The following is a 1,165-nucleotide window of genomic DNA, read 5'->3' as shown; positions in this document are numbered from 1 at the left end:
TTTCTAGCTTCAATTTATATCTAAATCGGTTAAATTCCTTTTTTGCCTTTATACTCCATTCTTGATGCTTTTCTTCATTCATAATTACGTTAAGTTCTTCAGATAGAATTTTTTCCAGGAATTTAATCTCATTTTCACGATTGTAAAATATATTCAATAACCTGTATTTTAATAGTTCCTGTTCAATTGTTGTTTTCTTCGGAAAATCGCTAACTATAAGCTTGTTTAAGTGCATCAAACAGTATTGATGCACTAACTTATCCCCAAAAACTTCCTTTAAAATATCTGGGTATCTCTTCATTGGTCATCGGTTAAGGAAAAATCGTTATCAATTGCATTGATTTTCATAAAATTTATTAAATTATTCATCAAATGCAAAACTGGAATCTGATATCGATTTCAATTTAAACACTAAACATTTGGGTTTGAGTTTTTCCGTCGAAATCGAGATCAGCAGCTCAAAATCCTTAACCGAATACAAATGGGTATCTCTTATCAAAATCCGTAACAATAAACACAGGTTCTGATGTATCTAGATTTTTTCGTAGAAACGTTTTGATGGTTTCTGAACTTTTATCCTCAAAAAGTTCATCTGCTATTGTTCTTTGAGTTTTTGCATCCAGTAATGTTAAACGGTATTTCTGACAACGTCCCTCTTTTGGATGCTGTTCGTCATAGTGCACCATATGTACATTTTCTAAAATTGGAACATTTTCCTGTTCCATTTCTTCGTTGAATGTTCTAAAAATAGTGCTTCTTGATCTTGGAAATATGAAGCTCATTATATCAGAAATTCCATCATAAGAAACTTTATGGTATCTGAGCACCTGGAAAAAATTATTGAATGAATCAAAAAGTAAAGTTTTCAGACCTTCCCAAAAACTATGATCTTCTTCGTCTGTACTACCACAATTTTGGCATTTGTATCGACCAATGCTGATTTTTCCAAGACCTTTTTTGATGTATAGATTATAGCCGTTATGAACCATAGGAGCACTGCAAATAGGGCAGGCTGGAGGAATTTTTCTACGAAAAATTCCTCTTGTGGTATATTCGTAATCATTGCTATAACTATCAAAAAGGTATGAGAGAGCAGGGAGTTCCGATAAGTTATTAAGAGTAAGATTTATAATTACCATTGTTTTTGCCGTAACATCATTACATA

Annotated in this window: 2 pseudogenes; both read right to left on the bottom strand. The window is 32.0% G+C overall.

Features of this window, described 5'->3' with window-relative positions:
• Positions 1-298: pseudogene (locus ASJ81_RS13165) on the bottom strand (ISNCY family transposase); the annotation flags it as partial.
• A gap of 196 nt (positions 299-494) precedes the next feature.
• A pseudogene (locus ASJ81_RS13160) lies at positions 495-1,139 on the bottom strand (ISNCY family transposase); the annotation flags it as partial.
• Positions 1,140-1,165: the final 26 nt, after the last annotated feature.

Source organism: Methanosarcina spelaei, assembly GCF_002287235.1.
Lineage (GTDB): Archaea > Halobacteriota > Methanosarcinia > Methanosarcinales > Methanosarcinaceae > Methanosarcina > Methanosarcina spelaei.
The sequence above is the reverse complement of the archived record's forward strand: the minus strand, read 5'-3'. Positions and strand labels throughout refer to the sequence as shown.